We start from the raw sequence: 21558 nt of genomic DNA on the forward strand, positions 1-21558 counted from the left end.
TTATTTATTATTCTGGTGTTACAACCGGTTTTATACTGTCTTTTGGAATCGCCAAACTATCTTTAACGATTACAGGTTCAATTGGTTTTATTGGTGCAACGTATCTTTTTATTTTCTGCTGAATTAAAACAGCATCATTTAAAACAAAAGGAGTTGGCATCATCCAGTTTTCTCTTGGTTTGACGTTTAATAGTGGATTTGTCATTAAATCAAATGAACTTTCTATCAAATCCATATCAAAAATAGACGATTTGTTGATGTAGAATTCCATTTCAAGCGGTTCATTTCCGACAACATAATAACATAAAATTTTGCTGTCTTCTCTTTGTAAACGATTGCCTTTTTCTCCAGAAGTCGTTACTCCGTTTGCTTTAAAGTTGTAAAACGTCATTTTTGGGTTGGCATAAATGTCGTAACGATTTACTTTTCTGTTTGGCGTTATCTTGATTTTTAGATATCTATTGCTTCCAATTACACTGTCTCTCAAAAATTGAATGGTAGGTTTCGGAACATCAACAACAGGCGCAATTGAACTATAAGTAAATGTTGAATTGTATTTGCTTGCCAACGGAAGCGAATTTAAACCAACCGCTTTTTGATTTTTCTCTCCTAAATACGATTTGGTCCAATCGTCCAAGTTTTTATCATAAGTCGCCCAAACTGCAGAATTGTGATCAGCATTGTAAACATATAATAAGCTGTTTGATTTTGCTTTTCCATATTCATAGCCTGAATTGTATCCAGCATAGATGAAAAATCCAATAGAAGTTAGGAAGAAAACAACTGTCCAAATTCCTTTTCTGGCAAAATCTCCAAATATTGGTAATAACAATCCGAACAATAAAACAGTTAAAATGGCACTTCCAAACAAAATTTTAAGTCCTAAGCCAACAGGAAACATTACGATAAATGGCGCTACAATAGCCAAAGCCGGAATACTGAAAATTAGATTTACTCCTAAACTGTAATGTTGTGTGAAAACGAAAATTCCGAATAATAATATTCCGAAATAAACAGGAATAATTAAAAATCCTGCTCCCGTTAAACTATTTGCTAAAAAGGCATTAATGATGATCCAAAGTAACAATGGCGCCACAAAGTGATTCATTGTGATTTTGGTATCAGAAAAATGATGGTAGAAAGCAAAACAAATCGCAATACTTAGAGTGACAAAAGCGCCAATATAAGCGTGTCCGTTATAAGTAAAGCCGTTTAGTAAATCAGAATATTGAGGATAAATTTCTAAAATAAGTTTCCATCCTAAAAAAGTTACTAATCCTGCAATAATTATAGAACCCAAAAGAGGCACAAATCCTCTGAATATTTCTCTAAAAGTGATGATTCTTTTTACTTTTCCGACGAAAATAAATAAAGCCAATAATCCAAAAGCAATTAATGTCATTGGCATTACCCAAGAAAACGGGTAGTTGATGAATGAAAAAGGAGCACTGAAATAAACGTTATCTTCAGTAGATTCTGTTTGGTTTAAGTCAATGTTGGTCAGGTATTTCAATAATGGCATCAAGTACGTTCCTTGATGTGCTAAAGTAGTTTTGCTTAAATGTTGAACATCATCTTGTTGTGTGTGATAGTTGAAATGCCCATCAATAAAAGCGAAATTAAATCCTTGAATGTTTCCTTGTTCTCTAAAAACAGTTAAATCGGTATCATTTGGAAGCATTTTATAAATGCTGTACATCAGCGAATTAGAAACAGGATAAGAAGTTTTTGCTTTAGAAAATTCTTTTACAAGCGCTTCATTTCCTTTAGTGGTTTCCATTAACATATAACTTGGACCAGAAGAGCCGCGTGCTTCAAAATTCAAAACCAATCCAACGTCTTTTGCCCAAGGATGTTTGTTTACAAAAAGAGCGGCACCGTTTAAGCCTAATTCTTCCGCATCTGAAAAGAGTATGATTATATCGTTTTTCTGAGGATGTTTAGAGTATAAAAAGGCACGAACGCCTTCTAAGATTGTTGCGACACCAGAAGCATCGTCGCTTGCACCTTTTGAGAAAGAATGCGGAGCACTGTCGTAATGAGAAAGAAGTAAAAGTGCTTTGGTATTGTTTGTTCCTTTAATTCGAGCCAAAATATTTTTTGACTTTACTAAAAGACCTTTATCGTTTAGAGTAAAACCTTCCTGAACACTCGTTTCTAAACCAATTCTGTTTAATTCAAGTTTCAGATAATTGGCAACCAGTTCATGATTTGTAGATCCGACATAATGTGGTTTTTGCGCAATAATTCCGACTTGGTTTAAAGCCCTTTCGGTAGAGAATTCTGCGAGTGCTTCGTCGTCTTTATTGATGCCTTGCGGCATCATTGTGGCGTATATAATGCCTAGCAAAGCTAAAACGCAGGCAATTGCGAGAATGGAGGTTTGGTTTTTTCTCATGGTTAATAAAACTATCTATATTTCTTTTTTAACAAGCATATAATAATCATTGTCCAAGGAACGGTAGCCCTGGTCGTACAAGAAATAATATGTATTTCCTGTCTTGGTTTGTAAAATATTAGTAAAGAACTCAAAATCAAAGCCTTTGTTTAACATTTTCTCACGCGTTGCTTTTGATTTTCCCTCTGTATTTAACTCTGCCAAAATACGGTAATTTTTGCGTAACTTGTTGTTTATATTTCGCATGAAATTCGTACTATCTTTATTTATTTTGTTATTGTACGCATTTCGGCAACCATCCGAACAAAATTTCTTGTCTTCACGACCAACAATTTTAATAGAACATTCGAGGCATGTTTTCATAGATCTGTCTTAATTTTTAAAATTATTTGACTTGATTTATTTTATTTTTAAAAGTAAAATAGGACTATTTTACCACGTTTTTCTATCATCATAATCTGGCTTATCAAGATATTCGATGGTAAATTCACTCATTTTAGGTTTTAATCTTTTATACAAATCGTCATAAATGGGAGCTTTATATTTATGGATGGCTTTAAAAACGTACCCTTCATTATGTTTAAAGTACCATGGATCTGGATAATTTTTTTTAATTAATAATTTTTCCAGAAGCATTAGACTCTCTTCATTTTTATATTTTGCAACTGCGAGACAATAATCTTTTAAATCATCGTATGAATATTGTTTTTTCTTTTTAACGACTGTCTCAAAATACTTTTCAAGTACTGGAAAATAAATCTTATCTGGATTTTCTTCAATTGCCTTAAAAATTAAATCCTCGCAAGGGCTTTCGAACTTATTAAAAACACTCTTTAAATAGGCTAAATCTTCTTTTTTCTTAAATTTTGATAAAGCATAACATGCACCAAGCTGTTTACCACATCTATTGGTTTTCAATTTTGATTTTTGTTTTATTAGTGCATAATATTTTTCATTAGGTTCAACATCATAAATCATCCAATTGGCAACATCTAAGTAAGAATGCTTTAATAAAACACTATCGACTAAAATACTTTTTTGGGCTTTAGTTAACATTTTGCCATCTTCTGCCTTTCTAATTAATAAATCAGAGACTGTAAAATCATCAGCAGCATCTTCATAAAACCACCAAGTTACTTTAGCCGTGTCGCTTAAATGGCCTAAAAGAATTTTAAAATAATCTTTGTCCTTTTTATTTACCAAAGTTCTGTAGGCAATAACTCTTAAGACTGGCTGATTGCATTTAAGTAATTCTAAAAGTTCATTTTTTGTGCAATTTTTAGTTATATAGTTTCTTGCAATAGTATCTCCTGATGGAAGTTTTTTTTCTGATGCTAATTTTTTAAGATGAGTTTGTAATTCAGGTCTGAAATCTGAAATAGCATTCGGATATGGATCTTTTCCACAGCTGTATAATATTGAGATTATAAAAAGAAACATTACTTTTTTCATAAGCACTTTTATTGGCCTTTGTACAACATTTTTATCAGGTATTCAATTTCTTAATTTCGTAAAGATCAGATCTACGGTCTTTTAATGTTTTTACGCTTCCATGTTCATGAAGTTCTTTCAGTAAATTCAAATCAACATCAACAATTAAAGTCATTTCTGTGTTTGGAGTTGCTTCTGCTTTGATTCCGTTACTTGGAAAAGCAAAATCCGATGGAGTAAATACAGAAGACTGTGCATATTGAATATCCATATTGTTCACTTTTGGAAGATTTCCAACGCAACCTGCTATGGCTACATAACACTCATTTTCGATAGCGCGTGCCTGCGAACAATGTTTTACACGGGTGTAACCGTTTTGTGTATCGGTTAAAAAGGGTACGAATAAAATGTTCATTCCTTCATCTGCCAAAAGTCTTGAAAGTTCTGGGAACTCGACATCATAACAAATTAAAATTCCAATTTTACCGCAATCGGTATCAAAAGTTTTAAATTCAGAACCGCCTTTCATTCCCCAGTGAATTACTTCGTTTGGTGTAATATGAATTTTGGTATACATTTCTGAAGTCCCGTCTCTTTTACATAAAAAACCGACATTATACAGATTTCCACTTTCTACATAAGGCATACTTCCTGTAATAATATTGATGTTGTATGAAATGGCAAATTCCTGGAATTTCTTTTGAATGGGATCGGTATGACGTGCCAATTCACGAATAGCTTCTGCCTCAGATAAATGATTGTAATCGGCCATTAAAGGAGCGGTGAACAATTCTGGAAATAAAGCAAAGTCAGAACCATAACCTGAAACGGCATCGATGAAGAATTCTGCTTGTTCAAAAAGAGCTTCAACATTATTTAAAGGACGCATCTGCCATTGAATTAATCCTAAACGAATGATGTTTTTCTTAAGATTAATCAGTTTCGGACTATCTTCATAATAAATATTATTCCATTCCAGTAAGACAGCGAATTCTTTTGATTCCTCGTCACCTTCCAAATAATTTTTGATGATTCTTAAAACGTGAAAATCGTTGCTCAACTGAAAAGTCAATACTGGATCGTATAATTCTTTCGTTCGAACTTTTTCAATATACGCTTTAGGAGACATTTTTTTAGCATGTTCTCTATAACTCGGAATTCGGCCTGCAAAAACAATCGCTTTTAAGTTTAATTGTTCGCAAAGTTCTTTTCTCGCGTCGTACAAACGTCTTCCCAAACGCAAACCTCTATAGTTTGGATGAATGAAAACATCTATTCCGTATAAAATTTCAGCATTTGGATTATGAGTAGAGAAGGTGTAATCACCGCTAATTTGTTGGTAATTGTGTCTTTTCTCTACTAGTTTTTCATCGACAATGAGCGATAATGCAGAGCCTACTACCTTTCCATCCACTAAAATTACGAGCTGTCCTTCTGGGAAAATAGAAAGAAGTCTTTCGATATCATCAGATCCCCAATACGAATCGGCCATTTCTGGATACGATTCGATCATTGATTTTTTTAACTGTTTGTAATCTTCAATTTCTAAATTTCGTAATTCTACTTTTTTGATTTTTGCCTGCATATAGTAAGATTTATCTCAAATATACAAAAAAAGATTTCCATTTACAAACGCTTACAAATAGTTACAGTCGATAGTAAATAGTTAATAACCGACTGTCGTTTAAGGGATTTCTCATCTTTGCATCGTTGAAGTTGACGAATAATTTCAATTTATATAACCTTAAAATAATATACGCCATGAATGCAATGAAAAACAGAGTACAGTTAATCGGGAACGTAGGGAATGATCCAGAAATCAAAACATTAGAAAGCGGTAAAAAACTAGCGCATTTAACAATCGCTACCCACGATGTTTACAGAAACGAAAAAGGAGATAAGGTAGAACAAACCGAATGGCATCGAGTAACAGCTTGGGGTAAAACGGCAGAAATTATCGAAAAGTTTGTCTCAAAAGGAAAAGAAGTTGCTGTTGACGGAAAGTTGACGCACAGAAGTTATGAAGACAAAAATGGAGAGCGAAAATACATTACAGAAGTTGTTGTAAACGAGATTTTGTTGCTATAAATAATCTTTGACTAAACGCCACGAAATACAATTAAACCCGACAGATTTTTAAAAACCTGTCGGGTTTAACTTTTATAATGCAATATAGTTATAGAATTGAAGCGCCATTTATATCCGTCGTAAGCACTTCACTCATATAATCAAAAAAAGGTCTCATGTTTTTAAAAGCATCCAAAGCCATTTCTAAAAAATTCGGACTTAAAACTTCTTCATCTGTAAAGCGTTTTATGACTAGAAATTGTTTGTAACGAAGTAAATCGATAGCGGGATGATCAATATCGAAACCTTTTGGTTTTGTTTTGAGTTGTTCGCCTTGCAAAGTTCCAAAGTTACTTTTGAAAGTTTTTGAATTTAGTATTTTTTGAAAGGTTTCGGGATCTTGGGCAAATTCGGCTCTTAATCTTTTTAAATCCGCAGCGCTTGGTCCCCAGAAAGCTCCTGCGAAAAAACTGTTTCCTCCTTTTTCGAGGTGAAAATAATAACCGCCACGTCTTGCTGCGGTTGCGCGAGTAAAACTGCCACCCCAATAATCTTTAAAGGGAGTTTTGTCTTTAGAAAATCGAATATCACGATAGATTCTGTAAACGCTTTTCTTGCCCGAAGTATTTTCTAAAACATCTGTTTTAGAAAGTTCTTTTAGCAAAGCGCCTGCAAAGTTTTCAATATGATTTAACTCGATTAAATATTGAGGTTTATTAGCTTCAAACCAAGGTTTATTGTTGTTTTCTTTTAGCTGAACCAAGAAATCAAGACTTGATTTAGGGATTGTAATATTGTTTTCCATAATGAATTTAAAATCGAAAGAGACTGCAATTTAAAACTAAAAAACCCACCAGAGAAATCTGATGGGTTTTTCTATATTTTGTTAAGCCGTTTTTTTGAATAAATCAAACATAGGACAACGTGAGCAACGCTTCTTTTCGCTTTTTTTGTATTTCTCACAACAAGAAGATTTACAGTTTTCAATCTTCTTAATTTTCTCAAGGATAACTTTATTTTTTTTGTCTTTTTTATCCTTTTTCTTGTCCTTGTCTTTTTCTTTCTTGCCCAATTTTCCTCTGTATTATAAAAACAGAGACAAATATAAATCAAAAAAGTAATTTTTAAGTATTCTAAATAAACTTTAACTTTTTTTATTTTGGATTGATAGCAATTGAACTTGTAACTGTTAATTGCTGAATATCACGGTCAAACAAGTAAAGTCCGCCTTTATCATCACCAATTAAATTGATTTTATCCAGAATTGATTTTGCTGTAGCTTCTTCTTCGATTTGTTCCGAAACGTACCATTGTAAGAAATTATGACTTGCATAATCTCTTTCTTCAAAAGTAATATGCACTAATTCGTTAATCGATTGAGAAACAAAAAGTTCGTGATTGTAAAGTTCCTCAAACATTTCTTTGAAAGTAGAATAGGTTGTTTTTGGCGCTTTAAGATCTGTAACCTGAGCATGTCCACCACGTTCATTTACATATTTAACCAATTTAAGCATATGTGCACGCTCTTCATCTGACTGTGTGTACATAAATTGAGCAATTCCTTCTAATCCTTGTACTTCCGCCCAACAAGCCATTGAAAGATACGTTTGTGAAGATTCTGCTTCTATTCTGATTTGCTTATTTAAAGCTGATTCAATATTTTTTGATAGCATAATATGTGTCTTTTTTGTAAAATTAGAAAAAATAATCCAAATCACTTTTTGAAAACCGCGAAAACATTACACATTTTGATTAACTTTTATTAAAGTTAATGTGATTTTATATCGCCAAAAGTGAACGGTTTCGAGAATTGAGATTTGTTCATAATTGGATTTCCATTGTCTTGGATCATCATGCCATCCGTAAATTTTCGCATTAAAAATTGTTGAGAGCCACTTTCGAAATAACTCAAAACATAATAATCTTTCAATCTTAATACATCATATATTCTGATGTCTTTATTGCTATTTAAATAGTAAAATAAGTTGTCAATAGCCAAAGGCCTTGATTGATGATCTCTTGTGAAGTTTAAGTTTTCGTTTAACATAGCATCAAAGTAAACGGCTTTAGTTAGCGAATATGGAGTGCGTTCGCCAAAATCTGTTGAAGAATTAAATGAAAAATAAAAATCGGAATATTCTCCAAAACCGCTAAAAGTGATAAAACTGTTTTGGTGGTTTTTAAAAATAGAAATACCAGCAGGAAGTCCGTTTATATTTTTCAGGAATTTTTCAGTGTTTTTTAATTGACGAGGAGAATTGTTATCAATTTGTATTATAAAAGGTGAGTTCATAAAAGGAATCGTATCATTTTTTGAGAATGAATAATTCTTAATGCCCTTTCCGGAATCAAAATCTTTGATTTCAAACAGAATGAATTCTCTATTTGCCTTCACTTGGAATATTTTATTATCACTATAAAATGAATTCGTTGTTCGGAATGGAGTTCCTGAAGCAGGCAGATCAAAAGTTTTTTCTTTTAAATCACCAGTTTTAATATTAAGGTCGAAAGCTTGTGTTTTGGTAAGTGTATTATCGAATGTCAAAATAATATGGTCTTGAACAACATACATTTTGCTTATGCTTGAAGCCAATTCTATAGGAGTGTAAATATTTGGGTCGATTTTGTTTATCGGGAAATATTTAATAAGTGCATTGAAAGAAATCTGTACATTCCTTTCATTCTTGAAAATAAATGATGAAAAATCAAACATTTTAATTTCGCATTTTCCATCTTCGAATTTGTAAAGAAGCAGATGCTCAAAATCTTTTTCTTTTGCCAGAATATAAAACTTGTTAAGTTGTTGGAAACAGCTAATAATATACTCGTGATTTTTAGGAAAATCAAACTTTAAGGATTCTGAGGTTTTGTTATCGAGATTATAAGTTGTGATTAAAATGTTTTTATCATTATTGGAATTCCAGTAAAGCGATGGTTGTTTATGCTCATCTATACTGTAACCAATTAAATCTCGGCTAATTTCATGTTTTATAGAATCTGTAAATTGATTTGTAAGGAATAAAGACGTATTGTATTTTAAAATATTTACGTTTTTATTGTCCCAAGTAAAAATATAAATATCCTTGGTTTTTTCATCTTGAGCATTTAAAATCTGAGTTTTTCCTAGAAAGTTCAGATTTAATGGTAAAGAATTTAGCACTGTTTGACTAAACAGAACTGTCTTAGAACACAAAAGCAAGAGGAGTAGCAGTTTTTTCATAGAGAAATATCTATCAAATTTTATTCCATTATATTAACTGAAAGTTAAACAAAAAAGTCCTTAAGAAACTTTCTTAAGGACTTTTTATTTGTAATTAAAAAAAGGAATTATTTTACTAAAAATGTAACTCTTCTTGCTAATCTTCTTGCTTCATCAGAATCTTTTTGAATTGATGTATCTGCACCATTTGCAATAACATTCAAACGAGAAGAAGCAATTCCAGCTTTTTCAAAAATAGTTTTTACATTATTTGCTCTTGTGTTTGATAGTTTTTCATTGTACTCTGCTTTTCCAACCTGATCGGCATATCCTATAAGATCAAGAGTGGCAGATGGATTTCGTCTTAGATAATTTAAAACAACATCAATAGCAGCAGTCGAGTTTTCTATTGGAGTTGTTTTATTAAAATCAAAGTACACGCTGTAATATTTGTCATTAATCATTTTTTTGATCAAATCATTATCAACAGCTTGTGCAGGAGTTTGTTTTTCGATTACAACTTCTTTCTTTGAAGGTATTTTCTTGATTTGTTCTTCAAGTTCTGATACTTTGTTTTCTAAGGCAGAAATATCAGCATAGTTAGTGTTGTTATCAGTTACAACCCAGTCAGCATGTTTTGTGTTTTTACCTAAGTAAATGTTTAAACCAACTGTTCCGTTAAAGATTAATCCCGAAAAACCTCTATTCTCCACAAACGTTCCATCAAAAGTATGATCTTGTGTAGCATTCAAAATAGTAGAAAAATCACCTGTTAAAGCAACTCTGTTCGATAATCTTATTTGTCCAGTAACACCAGCAATAAAATTGCCTATTTCATCGGCGCCTTTAAAATTATCGCTTCTTAATTGCGCATAACCAAAACCAGCATGTCCTAATAAACCAAAAGTTTTAGTCCAGGTTTCGAAATTCATGATACGACCTAAGTTGGCAACAGCTTGTAAATCTACTCTGTAGTATTTTGAATCAAAATCGATAGAATTTTTTTTCCCGGTAAAACTATTATATCCGAAGTCAACCTTTAAACCAAATTTGTTGTTAAACATGTAGCGAACTCCCAGATCACCAACCCAAGGACTTGGAGTATCTGTTGAATAACCTGAAGAAAAAGGCCTTTGAGGTTTAGTTAATCCTCCAGCAAATTCTACAGACCATTTGTTGAATCCACTGTTGCTTTCTGTTTGTGCATGAACTCCTGTCAACGCAAGAGCAAATGCTAAAGTCATGACAACTTTTTTCATTTTTATTGAGGTTTTAAATTTGGCTCAAAACAACAATAAAATATAAGTAAATTCTTCCCCTATAAGTCAGAAAAATGCTATAATAGGATAATTTACGAGGTAGTTTTTAAGTAAAAATAAGGAGGGAATGAGGTGTTTTTTGGTAATTGATTCATAATGAAATATTTAATCAAATCCGTCTGTAAATTTGCGTAAAACATATTCTTTTGCAATTGTATCGTAATACCCCAAGATCGAATAATTGCTTAGCTTTAGAATGTTCGGAAAAAATATTTCTCGATGATTATCTATAAAATAATACATTTTGTCTGTTGCAAAAGGTTCATGAGTTTCGGTGGTTAATTCCAGTTTTTTAGTCCACACGCTTTCAAAAAATACAGAATAATTGCTGTCTATACTGTAATTGCTGGACGGAAAATCTCCAAAAGAATCATCAAACATATTAAAACCATTCATAGATACGGTTCTTGAACTACTACCGGAACCTCCTAAAGTGATAAAAAGATTCTTTTTGTTTTTGAATACCGAAAGTCCTGCATCAACAGATGCTAATTCTTTTATAAAGCTGGCGGTTTTCTTGATTACTTTAGGTTTTCGGTTTTCAATCTGCATCAAAAGTGGTGAATTGTTAAAGCGAATGGTATCTTTTTTCGTCACATTAAACGATTTTAAAACTTCACCAGAATCGTAATCTTTCACGTCAAATAAAAGCTCATTTGAATTTACAGTGAGCTGATACAGTTTGTTTTCGTGGTAATAAGAATTGGAAGTTCTTGGGTTTTTCTGACCTAAAGGCTTTATAAATGTCTTTTCTTTAATCTCAGAATTTTCTAAATTAATATCAAAAAGTTGAGTTTTTCTAGGACTTTGGTCTAAGGTCAAAATTAAACGATTTGGAAGCGTATATAATTTGCTTTTTGCCACAACCCGATACAATGGATTGTATTCTCCGGAATCCATTTTCTCAATCGGGTTTTCATTTAAAATCTGATTGAAGGTTTTCTGCTGGGTTTTTCGATCTCTAAACGTAAAAGAAGAGAAATCTAGAAACTTCTCGTCGGCAATTCCGTTTTTAAAAGTATATGCGGTTAATGCCTGTTTGTCTTTGTATTTCAGAATCAAATAGAAATTGTTGTCTTTTTGATATTGTGCAATAATAGATTGATTTTCAGAAGGAAAAGTAAATTTTAATGCTTTTGTGGTTTTAGTTTCAAAATAATACTTGATGACAATGATGTTCTTTTCTACAGCCGAAAACCAGTAAACGGTCGGATTACCATCTTCACTGAAGCTATATCCCATGATTGATCTGTTTTCGACATATTGGCGTGTAGCCACAAACTGATCGTTCAGGAAGAGAGCACTATTGTATTTGAGAATCGTAAAATTATTGAGCGATGCTATAAAAACAAAAACATCATGTGTAATGGTGTTTTCTGCATTTAAAGTTTCACATTCTTCCTTTGATGTTTTTAAATCTATTGGATAAGAAGTTAGTACTGTTTGACTTATCGAAACAGTACTACAGATTACAGCCAAAAAAAGGAAGATTTGTTTCATGTGTTTTTTTGAACAAAAATTATTCCATTTAATTTATTGATTCATAAGCTCTTGAAAAAGATCTACAAATTGTCCTAAATGCATTCCGTCCATTAAACCATGATGAACATAAACAGCCATTGACATGGTTCTTTTTCCTGTTTCAGAAACCATCATTTTGCCAAATGAAACTTTAGGACAGCTGTCTGGATAGGTAAAACTTCTTGCATGTGTAAGCGATGTAAAGTTCAACCACGGAATCGCCGAAAAATGAATCAAATTGTCATCATCAAATGATCTGGTGAAAAGTCCAGTTGTGTTTTGAATACGCTCGATTTCTGCTAATGCATTTTGTTCGAATGTTTTAAAATCAGGATGATATTCAATTAATGAAAAACCAAAAGTACCATCTTCACGGCCAATTGTTGCCGAAGCATCAACACGTTCATTAATGTAAATCTGATCTCCTGAAATTCGATATTTAAAATTTTCAATTGCGTTTACCGCAGTTAAAGTTTTGTGTAAATAGAAAATGAAAAAAGAACTGTTGAAACTTTTGGCCGTTTGATAGGCTTTGGTACAATCGATTTCTACGGTTGCACCAAAGAAAGGTTCTTCCATTTGTTTAAAATGTGCAAAATGCTCTTTTCTATTCCAGTTTTCTAAGTCTAAAAGTGTTTTCATTATAATAAATTCGGAACCACTTCTGCAATAGTTTCAAATGAACTAAAATGCTCGTGTTCTATGGTATGATTAATTTTTTCGTGTTCCCAAGTAGTGTGAAACGGAATATGAACAGCATAACCGCCAATTCCTAAAACTGGAAGAACATCTGATTTTAGTGAATTTCCGATCATCAAAAACTCATGCGCTTGAATGTCTAAACGACCCAACAGTTTTTGATAATCAATTTCTTGTTTGTCTGACATTACTTCGATATGATGAAAATAATGACCCAATCCAGAACGATGCAATTTGCTGTGCTGATCTTTTAAATCTCCTTTTGTGGCAACAACCAATTTGTATTTTCCTTTTAAGGCTTCGAGAGTTTCTTCGATTCCATCTAAAAGTTCGATTGGTTTCTCCAATAATTCTTTTCCATATTGAATGATTTTTTCAATCACTTCAACGGGAATAGTATTGTTTGAAATATTCATTGCCGCTTCGATCATCGAAAGAATATAACCTTTGATTCCGTATCCGTACAATGGCAGATTGGCAATTTCAATTTTGAATAATTCTTGTGAAATGCCTTGATGCGAAAGATAATCTTCCATCAAAGCACAAAATTTATGTTCGGTTTCTTGAAAATAAGGCTCGTTTACAAACAAAGTATCATCGGCATCAAAGGCGATTACTTTTAGGTTTGGTATTTTAGTTTTATGTAACATAGTTTTTTTGTTTCAAGTTTTATTAGCCACGAATTATTTCATCTGTTCGCTATCGCTCGAGTCACGAATTTTTTATTTGATAGCTAATGAGATAAATTATTTTGAAATCTGGAGAAGTAATTTCACGAATTTTTTCTGTTAAGATAAAAAATAAATCTGCTTAATCTGCCAAATCTGCGGGAAACCTTTTTAGCCACTCCCGATAGCTATCGGGATAAAATGATTTCTAGGATTTTTAAAAATAAATCTGCTCAAATCTGTTCAAATCTGCGTGAAACTTTTAATCTTAATCTTTAGAAAATAACCTTTTCAAAGAAATCGTTTTATCGTAAAAAGTAATTCGGATTCCGAAAAGGAGAACGATTCCGCCGAAAACCATTTGTAAAGTTATTTTTTCTTCCAAAAACAACCAAGCCAAAATCGAGGTAATTACAGCTTGACTTAACAAACTCAATGAAACTCTGGTCGCGCGCATGTGCTGTGTTGCGTAACTGATTGAAAGCCACGCACACAATTGACAAATTACAGCTTGTAAAACCAAGACAAACCAGCCAGCATCTGTAAAACCAGTAAAAGGTTCGTTTTGCGAATAGCATAAAATTCCCAAATAAATACTGGAAGACATTAAACTAATCGTCATAAACGAAAGAACATCAACCTGCGATAAAACATTTTTGCTGATTAAAAGATAAATCGAATATAAGATCCCGGATAAAACTGCAAAAAGAAACGCTTTGTCAAAGTTGAGATCGACAAAAAATTCAAAGCCAACCAAAGTGATCATTCCGAAAAGTGAAACTACAGTTCCGATCCAAAAATTAGTGGCTGGACGAACTTTCAAAAAGAAAAAGGAGCCAATTCCAACCCAAACCGGAGATAAATTCGTTAAAAGTGAAGCTTGTGTCGCGCTCGATTCCTGAATGGCGATATTCCAAACAGCAACATCCGACGAGAATATAACACCACAAAGTGCTGCTAAAATCAAAAATTTTGGTTTTGGAAGTTTAAAATTTCCTGTAACAATGACATAAGGTAAAAGTAAAGTAACTGCAAAAGCCATTCGGTAAAATGCCGAAATTAACCCTGGAGTTAAACGTAATTTTACCAAGATTGGAAAGATTGAAATACAAAGTATTCCAGCAATTAAAGCTAATCTTGGTTTGGTAATTTTCATTATGAATTTTATTCGTAAATTATTTTTCAAAGATAGTTTAGAAAGTCACTATTTTGAAAGCAAAAAGCGCGAATCAATTAAAAATCTTAATCGGTTCGCGCTTTTTTATTTTAAAAAGAAGTTTTTTTACTCTTTGGTTTCTTCTACTTGTACAGTTGGAGGAACTTCAGGAGCAACATCTTCGCCTTTTAAATACGTTGGAAGATTTAATCCTGCCATATTGAATAAGTCATTTAATGGTGGAACCGTTTTCATCATTCCAGAAACAAAGTTGGCTGTAGAACCATTTTCGCCCTGACCATTACCAGAATCCCAAACCGTGATTTTGTCAATTTTGATGTTTTTAACCGCTTCGACTTGAGTTTTAACCAGTTCAGGAAGTTTCTCCAATAATAAAAGTTGGAATGCTTTGGTTGGATCGCCGCCTGCTGCAGACACAACATCTTTGTAACCTTCTGCTTGTTTGGTTAAGATTTCAAATAAACCTTTTGCTTCTGCTTCCATTTTAGCGAAAATAGCATCAGCTTCTCCTTTTGCATTTTCTCTGATGGTTTCTGCAGCAGCTTGTGCTTCGATAATGGCTCTTTGTTTGGCAATTTCTGCAGGAACTACAATGTTGGCAATTTGTGTAGAACGCTCTCTTTCAGAACGAGCCAACTCGGCTTTTTGCTCTGCAAGATATGATTCTTCTAATGCTTTTGCTTGCTGTACTTTTTCTGCTGCTATTGCAATACGCAAAGATTCTGCTTCTCTTTCTCTACGAATAGCTTCAGAATTTGCAATGGCAATTTTCGCTTCGTTTTCTCCTTGAATCGCAATGGCATTAGCTTCAGAAGTTTTTACCCTTGTATCTCTTTGTGCTTCTGCTTTACCAATGGTTTCGTCTTTAGAAGCAGTTGCAATACTAATTTCTTTATCTTTCTGAGTAATCGCAATTTTTACGTCACGATCTCTATGTGTTTCTGCGATTTGAGTATCTTTTTCTCTATCGGCAAGAGCTTTACCAATTTCCCCGATTTTTTCCTGTTCAGCAACACTAATTTTCGCTTCGTTGATGGCTTTTGCAGCCGCTTCTTTTCCTAAAGCTTCGATATAACCAGATTCGTCTCTAATATCAGTAACGTTTACGTTGATCAATTTAAGACCAATCTTTTTCAATTCACTATCAACGTTTTTAGAAATATTATCTAAGAATTTATCACGATCTGAGTTGATTTCTTCAATAGTCATGGTAGCGATAACCAAACGCAATTGACCAAACAAAATATCTTTTGCAAGCTCTTGAACTTGTTCAGATGATAAACCTAGTAATCTTTCAGCAGCCGTATTCATACTGTCAGATTCTGTAGAAATGGCAATGGTAAATCGACAAGGTACATCGACTCTAATATTCTGACGGCTTAAGGCATTTGTCAGATTCGCTTCGATAGAAAGCGGTTTTAAATCTAGAAAAGAATAATCTTGAATTACGGGCCAGATAAAAGCACCTCCACCATGAACACATCGTGCTGAGGTTCCGCCGGTACGACCGTAAATAACTAAAATTTTATCTGAAGGACAACGTTTGTACCTCGAGATTAATGCTGAAATGGTTACGAATAAAACGATTGCCGCAACTGCAATCAAAATAATTGGGTTCATTATCATTGTATTTATGTTATATGGTTTCTACGATTAAAATATTGTTTTCGATTTTGATTACTTTTACAGCACTTCCAGATGGAATTCTATTGTTTTCGGTCATGGCTTCCAACTCGTGAAAAGCGCCGTTTACGCTAATCATAATTTTGCCTTTTCCAGTTTTATTTTCTGGAATGGTCAAATAAACTTCTGCAGTTTTATCGAGTGTATTGGTAATTTTAAAAGAATTGTCTTCAGCTAGTTTTTGTACTTGTTTAATCACGAAGAAAAACAGAAGAACAAAGAAAACTCCAACAACAAAAGCGAGCGTAATGAGAAACCAAGGCTGTTCGCCAATTGTAGAATAGAACGAAATTCCAGTCCAGCTAAATCCTAAAAGAAAATTGATTAGGTTTCTTAATGAAAAGAACTGAAAATCGCCTCCGTCATGCAGATGTGCATCAAAATCGGTATCAAAACCATCGGCAATATCTAGACCCGAAAAGGTAATAATGGTTTGAATAAGAAAAATTAAACTTGTTGGAATAGCGATATACCAAAAAGATTTAAGCAACGTAGGTAAACTTTCTAATACTTCCATAATTGTCGGTTTTTCGAATAACTTCTGGCGCTAATATCTCATTTTTTTTGTAAGAAAACTAATTTTAAAGAAAAATGTATGTACAGCTATTTGTAGAATGAAAAAAGCGTGAATCAATTGAGAAATTCAATCGATTCACGCTTCATGTTATGTAATGTGTGAAATTTAGTTCACAGTCGCCCCATTTGGCGCATCAGCATCTGGATTTACGAAAACCAACTTTCCTTCTGCATTGGTTGTCATCAAGATCATTCCTTGACTTTCAACACCGCGTAAAGCTCTTGGAGCTAAATTCGCTAATACAGAAACACGTTTTCCGATGATTTCTTCTGGAGAAAAACTCTCAGCAATTCCTGAAACAATGGTGCGAACATCGATTCCTGTATCTACTTTAAGAACTAAAAGTTTGTTTGCTTTTGGCATTTTTTCAGCTTCAAGAATAGTTCCAATACGAATATCCATTTTCGCGAAATCCTCAAACTGAATTAAATCTTTTTGTGGTTCAGCTTGTTTGTTTTCAGCCAAATTAGCTGTTTTTGTTGCTTCCAATTTATCTATTTGTTTTTGTATTTCTTCGTCTTCGATTTTAGCAAAAAGCAATTCTGCTTCACCAATTTTATGTCCAGCAGGAATTAAATCTGAGTTTTCAGAAATATCATTCCATCCTAACGTTTTATCCAAAACAACATCTGTCGATCCAGGATGATTCAATTGCAAATATTTACTGAATCCTTTAAAGTGTTCTTTCAAATCACTTAGATTCAAAATTTTGGACAATTTAGCCGCTGTAAAAGGTAAAAATGGTTCAGCTAAAACGCTCAATGCAGCAGCAATTTGCAATGCCACATACATTTGAGTTTTTACACGCTCTGGATTGTCTTTCATTACTTTCCAAGGCTCTTCGTCTGCTAAATATTTATTTCCTAAACGAGCCACATTCATCAATTCGCCCAAAGCTTCACGGAATCTGTAACGCTCCACCGAACTTGCAATTACAGCTGGATACGCTTTTAATTCGTTTAAAGTCGCTTCGTCAATTTTTGTAAATTCGTTTGGAGTTGGAATAACGCCATCGTAATATTTGTTGGTTAAAACCACCACACGATTTACGAAGTTTCCAAATACAGCAACCAATTCGTTATTATTTCTCGCTTGGAAATCTTTCCAAGTAAAATCGTTATCTTTTGTTTCAGGCGCATTTGATGTTAAAGCGTAACGCAAAACATCTTGCTTGTCTGGAAACTCTTCTAAATATTCGTGTAACCAAACCGCCCAGTTTTTAGAAGTCGAAAGTTTGTTTCCTTCCAAGTTCAAGAACTCATTTGCTGGAACGTTGTCTGGTAAAATATAGCTTCCTTCCGCTTTTAACATCGCTGGGAAAATGATACAGTGGAAAACAATATTGTCTTTTCCGATAAAGTGAACCAATTTTGTTTCTTCATCTTTCCAATATGGTTCCCAATCTTTTCCTTCGCGCGCTGCCCATTCTTTTGTAGAAGAAATGTATCCAATTGGCGCATCAAACCAAACATAAAGTTTTTTGCCTTCAGCACCTTCAACTGGAACATCAATTCCCCAATCTAAGTCACGAGTTACGGCGCGAGGTTCTAATCCTGCGTCAATCCAAGATTTTACTTGACCATAAACATTGGTTTTCCAGTCGTTTTTATGTCCAACTAAAATCCACTCAGTTAAGAAATCAGAATATCTGTCTAAAGGTAAAAACCAGTGTTTTGTTTCTTTAAGAATAGGAGTTTCTCCAGTAATTGTAGATTTTGGATTGATCAAATCTGTCGCATTCAAAGTAGATCCGCATTTTTCGCATTGATCTCCATAAGCTTCCGGATTATCACATTTCGGACAAGTACCTACCACAAAACGATCTGCCAAAAACTGATTTGCTTTTGCATCGTACAATTGTTCTGTAACTTCTTCGATAAAATCTCCTTTATCATATAATGTTCTAAAGAATTCCGAAGCCGTATCATGATGAATTTTCGCCGAAGTTCTTGAATAATTGTTGAATGAAATTCCGAAATCTTCAAACGATTTACGGATAATTCCATCGTATTTATCAATAACCTGCTGTGGTGTAATTCCTTCTTTTTTGGCTTTCATAGAGATTGCAACCCCATGTTCATCGCTCCCGCAAATAAATGCTACATCTTTTCCTTGCAATCTTAAATATCTCGAATATATATCTGCAGGCACATAAACCCCCGCCAAGTGACCAATATGAATAGGTCCGTTGGTGTAAGGCAATGCCGCCGTGATCGTATATCTCTTTGGATTCTGTGTCATTATATGAATTTTAGAGTGCAAAAATAAGCAATAGAATTGAGATTTTAATATTACACAGAGATTCACAGAGGTTTTTCGCAGAGATTCGCAAAGATTTTTTTGAAAGAAGTGAAATTTAATCTCGCAAAGTCGCAAGGGCGCAAAGTTTTTTCGCATCAGTTTGTCATTTCGACGAAGGAGAAATCTCCGCAAGAAGCTCGATAAAGATTGGCTCTTTTAGGAACGGAGTTATTCGCGGAGATTTCTCCTTCGTCGAAATGACAAATAGCGCGGTTACTGTTGGCTTAAAATAAAACTTTGCGACTTCGCGTCTTTGCGAGCACTATAAAAAAATTTGCGCATCTCTGCGAATTCCTCCGCGCATCTCTGCGTAACAATTACAAAAATTCTCCTCAATCAAAACCTTATGGTCTTTTTGACTATATTTGAGAAAAATATCAAAACATGAAAAAAATATATCTAACCTTTTTAGTACTGTTTTCGTTTTACGGTTATTCTCAATCGCAGTCGGCAGAAAGTCTAAAGCAAGGACACTATTCCAATCCAATTTTTGCGGGCGATTATCCAGATCCGAGTTTGCTGCGCGACGGAAAAGATTATTATGTCGTGCATTCTTCTTTCGATTATTATCCTGGACTTTTAATTTGGCATTCGACCGATTTAATGAATTGGGAACCTGTAACCAATGCGCTTCACAAATACGTTGGAGCAGTTTGGGCGCCAGATTTAATCAAATACAACAACAAATATTACATCTATTTCCCTGCGAATAATACCAATTTTGTTGTAACAGCAGATTCTATAAATGGTCCGTGGAGCGAACCTATAGATTTGAAAATCGGAAATATTGATCCCGGACATGTTACAGACGATAAAGGAAATAGGTTTTTGTATTTCAGTAATGGCGGTTATGTCGCTTTATCTAAAGACGGACTTTCGGTAACGAGCGAATTAAAACATGTTTATGATGGTTGGAAAATTCCGCGCGAATGGAGTATTGAATGTTTTTGTATGGAAGGCCCGAAATTATTTAAACGTGGAGAATATTATTATTTGACGGTTGCCGAAGGCGGAACTGCGGGCCCAGCGACAAGTCATATGGTGATTTCGGCAAGATCAAAATCGCCTTTTGGACCTTGGGAAAACTCGCCTCATAATCCGATTGTGAGAACGAACAGCAGTTCTGAAACTTGGTGGTCTAAAGGTCACAGCACCGTTTTTGAAGATGCAAACGGAAAATGGTGGATGATTTTTCACGGTTACGAAAAGGATTATTACAATTTAGGACGCCAAACTTTATTGCAACCAGTTGAATGGACAAAAGACGGTTGGTACAAAATTCCAGATAACATTCAGACCGATAAACCAATTGCAAAACCAGAAGGAAAAACGCTTCCCGAATTTTCTTTGAGCGACAATTTTGGAGGTTCGGCTCTAAAACCACAATGGAAGTTTTATAGTGGAGTAGAAGCTTCAAGATTTAAAGTCGCCAACAACACATTAACAATTGAAGGAAAAGGCGATGGAGTAGGAAACAGTTCTCCGTTGGTAGTTGTTCCTGGCGGACATTCGTATTCTGCTGAGGTTGAAATGGAAATTGAAGGTAATGCCATAGGCGGATTAACGCTTTTTTACGATAATAAATATTACTCAGGAATATTAGCCGATCAGAACGATATTTTGGCGAATTTGAGAGGATGGCAATTTCCAACAGAGAAAAATATACATAAACGAAAAGTCTTTTTGAAACTAAAAAACATCAAAAATACGGTTGATATGTTTTATAGTATTGATGGAAAAGACTGGAAAAAAATCGAGAACTCAGTAGAAGTTTCAGGATACAATCATAATGTTTTGAGTGGCTTCTTGGGATTAAGAATTGGTCTTTGTTCAATAGGAAAAGGAAGTGTGAAATTTAAAAACTTTGTTTACAAGACGCTATAGTTTTTTTGCCGCTAAGGCGCAAAGACACTAAGATTTTTGTTCTGGTTTGTAATTTCGAGGAACGAGAAATCTCCATAAGAAGCTCGACAAAGATGGGGTCTTTTAGGAACGGAGTTACTCGCGGAGATTTCTCGTTCCTCGAAATGACAAACAATACGGTTACCTTTGGCTTAAAATAAAACTTTGCGATTCTGCGTCTTCGCGAGATTATTTTAAATGTAATGTAGAAAAAAAAACTTTGCGCCTTAGTGCCTTCGTGGCAAAAACTCAAATAAAATAGAACCAGTTTAAACTACGTTTCGCGCTTATAAATGACAATATATTTCGCAATCTTTGCAGCCGAAAAAAAACAAAATTTATGAGCAAGACTAAATTAATCATCAATAAAAACGGTTCTATCAAGATCGAAGGAGATTTTGAAATCATGGATCCAGAAGGAGCACTTTACGGTTTACAAGGAAGATCTGCACTAGGACTTTGCCGTTGTGGATTGTCTAAAAACAAACCATTCTGCGACGGAGGACACAGAAATAACTTTGAACACGATTCAGTTGCATTCGATTTACCACCGATGAAAACCAATTAAGAAGTTTTCTAGTTTTAAATAATTTAAACCGCATTCTGCCAGATGCGG

19 protein-coding genes are annotated in these 21558 nt (G+C 33.9%); 3 read left to right on the plus strand and 16 right to left on the minus strand.

Features of this window, described 5'->3' with window-relative positions; translation table 11 throughout:
- Nucleotides 1-7 precede the first annotated feature (7 nt).
- The 4 genes from NQQ59_RS19790 to NQQ59_RS19805 form a co-directional block, all read right to left on the minus strand.
- The gene (locus NQQ59_RS19790) at nucleotides 8-2398 is read right to left on the minus strand and encodes a M28 family peptidase (RefSeq protein WP_257698414.1); all 2391 of its coding nucleotides are present in this window, start codon (nucleotides 2396-2398) and stop codon (nucleotides 8-10) included.
- A 15-nt stretch (nucleotides 2399-2413) separates the two neighbouring features.
- Nucleotides 2414-2761 (minus strand): hypothetical protein, encoded by a 348-nt coding sequence (locus NQQ59_RS19795; protein ID WP_144216666.1) that lies wholly within the window; start codon nucleotides 2759-2761, stop codon nucleotides 2414-2416.
- Between the two features lie 69 nt (nucleotides 2762-2830).
- Entirely contained in the window at nucleotides 2831-3850 is a 1020-nt protein-coding gene (locus NQQ59_RS19800; protein ID WP_144216668.1) for a hypothetical protein, read from the minus strand.
- Nucleotides 3851-3884: 34 nt separating this feature from the next.
- Nucleotides 3885-5414 carry a bifunctional GNAT family N-acetyltransferase/carbon-nitrogen hydrolase family protein gene (locus NQQ59_RS19805; RefSeq protein WP_144216670.1) on the minus strand — a complete coding sequence of 510 codons (1530 nt, stop codon included), beginning with the start codon at nucleotides 5412-5414 and terminating at the stop codon, nucleotides 3885-3887.
- A gap of 176 nt (nucleotides 5415-5590) precedes the next feature.
- Here NQQ59_RS19805 and NQQ59_RS19810 point away from each other — a divergent pair, with 176 nt between their 5' ends.
- The gene (locus NQQ59_RS19810) at nucleotides 5591-5917 is read left to right on the plus strand and encodes a single-stranded DNA-binding protein (RefSeq protein ID WP_144216672.1); all 327 of its coding nucleotides are present in this window, start codon (nucleotides 5591-5593) and stop codon (nucleotides 5915-5917) included.
- 88 nt (nucleotides 5918-6005) lie between these two features.
- Here the strand turns inward: NQQ59_RS19810 and NQQ59_RS19815 are convergent, their stop codons facing one another.
- From NQQ59_RS19815 to metG, 12 genes are all read right to left on the minus strand, one after another.
- A complete protein-coding gene (locus NQQ59_RS19815; protein ID WP_144216674.1) occupies nucleotides 6006-6701 on the minus strand; it encodes a DUF2461 domain-containing protein in 696 nt (231 codons plus the stop codon).
- Between the two features lie 81 nt (nucleotides 6702-6782).
- Nucleotides 6783-6968, minus strand: coding sequence for a hypothetical protein (locus NQQ59_RS19820; protein WP_144216676.1), 186 nt, complete (start codon nucleotides 6966-6968; stop codon nucleotides 6783-6785).
- 82 nt (nucleotides 6969-7050) lie between these two features.
- Nucleotides 7051-7569, minus strand: coding sequence for a ferritin (locus NQQ59_RS19825; RefSeq protein ID WP_144216678.1), 519 nt, complete (start codon nucleotides 7567-7569; stop codon nucleotides 7051-7053).
- A 95-nt stretch (nucleotides 7570-7664) separates the two neighbouring features.
- The gene (locus tag NQQ59_RS19830) at nucleotides 7665-9056 is read right to left on the minus strand and encodes a hypothetical protein (protein WP_257698415.1); all 1392 of its coding nucleotides are present in this window, start codon (nucleotides 9054-9056) and stop codon (nucleotides 7665-7667) included.
- 167 nt (nucleotides 9057-9223) lie between these two features.
- Nucleotides 9224-10354, minus strand: a complete 1131-nt coding sequence (locus NQQ59_RS19835) for an OmpA family protein (protein ID WP_144216682.1) — start codon at nucleotides 10352-10354, stop codon at nucleotides 9224-9226.
- Between the two features lie 165 nt (nucleotides 10355-10519).
- The gene (locus NQQ59_RS19840) at nucleotides 10520-11914 is read right to left on the minus strand and encodes a hypothetical protein (protein ID WP_144216684.1); all 1395 of its coding nucleotides are present in this window, start codon (nucleotides 11912-11914) and stop codon (nucleotides 10520-10522) included.
- Nucleotides 11915-11947: 33 nt separating this feature from the next.
- Nucleotides 11948-12577, minus strand: a complete 630-nt coding sequence (locus NQQ59_RS19845; RefSeq protein WP_144216686.1) for a chloramphenicol acetyltransferase — start codon at nucleotides 12575-12577, stop codon at nucleotides 11948-11950.
- A complete protein-coding gene (locus tag NQQ59_RS19850) occupies nucleotides 12577-13284 on the minus strand; it encodes an HAD family hydrolase (protein WP_144216688.1) in 708 nt (235 codons plus the stop codon). Before NQQ59_RS19850 ends, NQQ59_RS19845 begins: the two co-directional genes overlap by 1 nt.
- Nucleotides 13285-13570: 286 nt before the next feature.
- The gene (locus NQQ59_RS19855; RefSeq protein ID WP_144216690.1) at nucleotides 13571-14458 is read right to left on the minus strand and encodes a DMT family transporter; all 888 of its coding nucleotides are present in this window, start codon (nucleotides 14456-14458) and stop codon (nucleotides 13571-13573) included.
- Nucleotides 14459-14584: 126 nt separating this feature from the next.
- The gene (locus NQQ59_RS19860; RefSeq protein WP_144216692.1) at nucleotides 14585-16099 is read right to left on the minus strand and encodes a flotillin family protein; all 1515 of its coding nucleotides are present in this window, start codon (nucleotides 16097-16099) and stop codon (nucleotides 14585-14587) included.
- Between the two features lie 16 nt (nucleotides 16100-16115).
- A complete protein-coding gene (locus NQQ59_RS19865) occupies nucleotides 16116-16679 on the minus strand; it encodes an NfeD family protein (RefSeq protein WP_186296606.1) in 564 nt (187 codons plus the stop codon).
- Between the two features lie 165 nt (nucleotides 16680-16844).
- A complete protein-coding gene (gene metG / locus NQQ59_RS19870; protein ID WP_144216696.1) occupies nucleotides 16845-18980 on the minus strand; it encodes a methionine--tRNA ligase in 2136 nt (711 codons plus the stop codon).
- Between the two features lie 444 nt (nucleotides 18981-19424).
- Here metG and NQQ59_RS19875 point away from each other — a divergent pair, with 444 nt between their 5' ends.
- Nucleotides 19425-20924: a family 43 glycosylhydrolase gene (locus NQQ59_RS19875; protein WP_144216698.1), complete on the plus strand. Its 1500-nt coding sequence runs from the start codon at nucleotides 19425-19427 to the stop codon at nucleotides 20922-20924.
- Between the two features lie 358 nt (nucleotides 20925-21282).
- On the plus strand, nucleotides 21283-21510 hold the full coding sequence (locus tag NQQ59_RS19880; protein ID WP_144216700.1) for a CDGSH iron-sulfur domain-containing protein: 228 nt from the start codon (nucleotides 21283-21285) through the stop codon (nucleotides 21508-21510).
- Nucleotides 21511-21558 lie beyond the last annotated feature (48 nt).

Origin of the sequence: Flavobacterium panacis (assembly GCF_024649945.1) — a bacterium.
Classification (GTDB): Bacteria; Bacteroidota; Bacteroidia; order Flavobacteriales; family Flavobacteriaceae; genus Flavobacterium; species Flavobacterium panacis.